Source organism: Cryomorphaceae bacterium (assembly GCA_007695365.1).
Lineage (GTDB): Bacteria > Bacteroidota > Bacteroidia > Flavobacteriales_D > SKUL01 > SKUL01.
Window position 1 is genome coordinate 1 of the sequence record REDV01000094.1, and the last position, 4,097, is coordinate 4,097.

At 49.1% G+C, this 4,097-nt stretch carries 3 protein-coding genes; all 3 read left to right on the forward strand.

The window, feature by feature from the left end; all coding sequences use genetic code 11:
- Window positions 1-541: hypothetical protein (locus EA392_09765; GenBank protein TVR38463.1), on the forward strand; the 541-nt coding region annotated here is incomplete at its 5' end.
- Between the two features lie 32 nt (window positions 542-573).
- Window positions 574-1,425: a hypothetical protein gene (locus EA392_09770; GenBank protein TVR38464.1), complete on the forward strand. Its 852-nt coding sequence runs from the start codon at window positions 574-576 to the stop codon at window positions 1,423-1,425.
- Window positions 1,426-1,435: 10 nt separating this feature from the next.
- Window positions 1,436-4,036 (forward strand): T9SS C-terminal target domain-containing protein, encoded by a 2,601-nt coding sequence (locus EA392_09775; protein ID TVR38465.1) that lies wholly within the window; start codon window positions 1,436-1,438, stop codon window positions 4,034-4,036.
- The last annotated feature ends 61 nt before the right edge of the window (window positions 4,037-4,097 follow it).

The window sequence follows — 4,097 nt, forward strand, 5'->3', positions numbered from 1 at the left end:
GAAGTGGGGCGAAGAAGACGAATACATCAAGCTGCGTTACAATACACAGCCCCAAATCCGGTGGTCTTCCTCCGAGGGCGAAAACCTGCTTTTTCAACACGAGGGGCAAAACCCCGATGTAACCGTTATGGCGCTCTCTCCCGACGGCAAGGTGGGCATCGGCACCAATGACTTTGTGGGCAACCACAGCCTCTACGTTGAGGGCAGTATGATCATGGAAGAGGGCTTTGTAAAGCTCAAAGCCAACTGGCCCGACTACGTGTTCCAACCCGACTACCACCTGATGCCCCTCGACGAGCTCGGCACGTATATCGGCACCTACGGCCGCCTTCCCGGCATGCCCTCTGCGGCACAAGTAGCCGAAGAGGGCGCAGCCATCGGCGAAAACCAACGCCTGCTAACCGAAAAGGTGGAAGAGCTCACCCTCTACCTCCTCGAAATATCAAGCCAGCTCCAGGCTGTGACCGGTCGCAATGAAGCTTTGAACAGCGAAGTGGAGGCCCTCCGCGAAGAAATCACTACCTTGAGGGGTGGAAAATAAAGGGTGTTATGAAAGCTTTACAAAAATATTTCATGCTGGTGGTGCTGGCAGGGATGGTGCTGGTGGGGTGTCGCAATGATGATGACGCACCCTGCTGCGACCCGACAAACCCGGAATGCCCGAATTATGATCCGTGTTGGGACAAATACCCTACCGCTGATTTCAAAATGCGGCAAACCTCTGTGGGGTTTGTAATTCCGGACCATTTGCAAGCCGAGTGGTGTGATACCATATTAGGCTCTGGAGTGGAGTTTTTAGCCGATATGGAAGGAGCGCTGAGCTACACCTGGCAAATAGGATCAGAAGCACAAACCCGCTCAGGCCGAAACCTGAAGCTCAGTTTTCAATCCTATATAGCCAGTCCAACGAGCTTAAACCCGGATAATCCTGACTACTACAATCCTCTGCCCATTACCCTTACAGTGCGCAATGCTCCGGGAGCTTGCGTGAATGAAAGTGATACAGTGTTAACCATTACGCGTCTCTTGGTGCTTACTTCTCGTTCACTCACCCGTGGCACATTCAGAGGACGGGTAGAAGGGGAGAATTTTGACAGGGATGTGATTTTATGGCAAGAAGCCGGCGACTTGAGCCATCCAAATTTCATTTATTGGTATGTCTCGCACCATATTGGTTTGCCCTTTAAGGATACCCTGAAAATGTTTGTGCCATCACCATTAAGCATGGTAACATCATACAAACAAATTAGATGGGACGAAGACTGGCACAATTATTCAACATCGCGAGATGGTGTGCGAAAGTGGAACCAGCAAATCACCACATCAGCCAATGGTCCCGACAGGATTGACCTTTTCTTTGAGCGCATACCTGAAGACAATTCAGGTCTGCAAACAGTGAAATTTTCCGGATACAGAATCGAGTAAAACCAAAGCCATGAAAACATTTATCATTTACCTGATGGCAGCGATAGCCGCCATCAGCACAGGGAGGCTGTACGCACAGGAATGCCCCCAGGAAGTGAGCACCGACCCACGCAATCCGAGCAACCCCGACAGACCGGAGTTGGAGAATACCTTTTTTTGGTTTCCACATAACGGCAACAACCACAACAATTTTGATATGCGCATTGCCGGCGGTATTCACTATCCATCTATGGCTTCCCCTTTCTGGAACCTGACCTCCTTGCAGGTAGGTTCCCTGGTAAATTTAGAGAACAGCGATTTCTGGCCAGAAGACGGTTGGGAACTCTTGAAGGTGAATTTTGGGTACCTCAACGATGGAACGCAAAGGGAGATACTGCCCTCCATGCCCTACATGGCCCTCTATAATAAATACACTGGCACCATGCGCTTTCTGGGTATGTGGCCCAATGCCAGCGATAGTTGGCAGATTATCCGGTTCACAGTTTCGTTACCAAAAAAGAAGCTCACTCAAGATAATAACGGTGCTGACATTGATGCCACCAACCTTCTCTCCATCCAGGGTGATGCCGCCCAGCCATTGGACCAGCAGACCGACGAGAACGTTTACGAGATAATTGCTGAGTACCCGGGAATATCAAATGCGAGCTTCTTCTTTTGGTTTGACATGCCCGTGGCTTACGATCCTTGTGTGTGCTACAATGACGTAGCCATCACATTGGAAGCTTCGGTAGAGAGCACATGGAACCTGACAATAAAAGGCATGCTTGATGCACAAGTATTGCAACAGGGAGTGCCTACCGCCCAGAACCATTCAGCTCTTGTGGCCAAGCGGATTATTGGCGCTGCCGGAGCAACCGCGGCAGCCATTGTCACAGGAGGTGCCGTGATTCAAACATCACAGTTCACAGGCTTGCTTGACATATTTTCTCAGCGGCCAGGAATCAGCAATCAGGCGCAAAGCAACATACAACTGCTCCAGCAAACCATGGCCGCTGCTGCCAATGTTGTTTATGATCCAGAAAAATTGGAGTGGCGCAATACTGTAACTGACAAAGCCATGGGAAAGTCTGACTGGGACAAGCTCTTTACAGGCGTAGGCTCTTTTCTCAATTCTGGCGTGGACTATCTGAACCCCACTGCCAAGGCTTCATCACCCAGAACTTCAGTAGTAGGTTCTATGACTGCCACCGGAACCGCTACATTAAATTCAGAGACAGGCGATTTCGTTTATTGGGGTGTGCCTGGTACGAAATGGACAAACACACTGGAAGAGGTGATTACAAACACTCCTGCTAATGAACCTGGCCCGGGAGGTCTATTGCCCGAAGTTCCATTATACAATAACCCCCTTGGTACTTTTGCCCTGCTTAAAACACCCACGCTGAAAGTGAAGAGCATAAGCCATAACCTCAAGATATGGTACACGCATCCCTACCCAGAACATGAGTGCTCCACGAACCTCTTTACTGAGCTCAAGTTCTTTTTTGATTCGGAATATTTCAAATACTATTTTAACCCGATTCTAAATCTTAATTTAGACAAAACGGAGATCTTGGCATCTATCGTGGTAAAGACAAAAGCTGCCCATGTAAGTAATCCATTCATCAATCCCATTTGTTGTGAACCCCTGTCTACTATAAATTCGACAGATGCCTTGGAATCAAACTATTATATTGTGTGTGGCTCCACGGAAGAAATAGACGTCGCACGTAGTCTAAGCGAAGGGATCAATGTTTTACGCGGTGCTGAACAGTCTGAAGTATATACCAGCCCGGTTCCAATCGATTACATCAACGATATGTTGGGCAGCGTTTTAATCAATGGTTCGGCCAACTTAAACCATTATGATTTCTTTATCAGGTTTACCTTGAAAATGTCCAGTTTCAACATTGGAAAGAATTCTGAGCCCGTTAGAAACACTCAAATAATAACCTTTCCTGTGAACGCACAAGTATCCAACGGACAGATACCAGTAGAGGAAGTGGATTTGGTCAACAACTGGGTGCATGACTACCTTGGTGGCCCTTCATACATTTCCGAAATAAGCGGCAGTAATTACTTTCCGGAGTATATTTCAATTTCTGGAGTTCTGGCCTCTTCTGCTGGTGAACCTGCTGAATTACTTTCGTCAAGTGTTATACACCTACAAGAAGGCGCAAACTTACAGCCCGATCTGCGTCTTGCAATAGCTCTTCCATTGGCAGGTACGCACCCACAAGAACCTTTCAGCTCCAATCAGATTGAGAACTTTTGTAAGAATCAACTACCTGATCTGACATATCAAGCCAATGACTTCTCTGCAAAAGCCTTTGATGTGCCTTCCCCATCGTATGAGCTTCTTGAGCCGTATCTCAACTACCCGTTGGGATTAAACGCTCGAATATTCATCTACCCCAACCCCGTCCGCTCCGAGCTCACCGTCCGAACCGATGGAGCCGGAATAGACCGCCTCACCATCTTCGACATGGCCACCCGGCCGGTAATGCAGGCCAGCCCCGGCGGGGCTTCGCTGTACCGCATGGACATCAGCGGCCTCGCGCAAGGGCTGTACATCGTAAGGGCGGAGTGTGGAGGTGAAGTGCACTCCGAAAAACTGGTGGTGGCGCGGTGAGGCCGCGTGTATCGAACCCTCAAAGCGCGTCCGTCACCACCTTATACGTCGGGTCCTCCAT

Bases quoted from the DNA above. Each gene is read 5' to 3' on its own strand.
- EA392_09770 (TVR38464.1), top strand. From the start codon at position 574: ATGCTGGTGGTGCTGGCAGGGATGGTGCTGGTGGGGTGTCGCAATGAT.
- EA392_09775 (TVR38465.1), top strand. From the start codon at position 1,436: ATGAAAACATTTATCATTTACCTGATGGCAGCGATAGCCGCCATCAGC.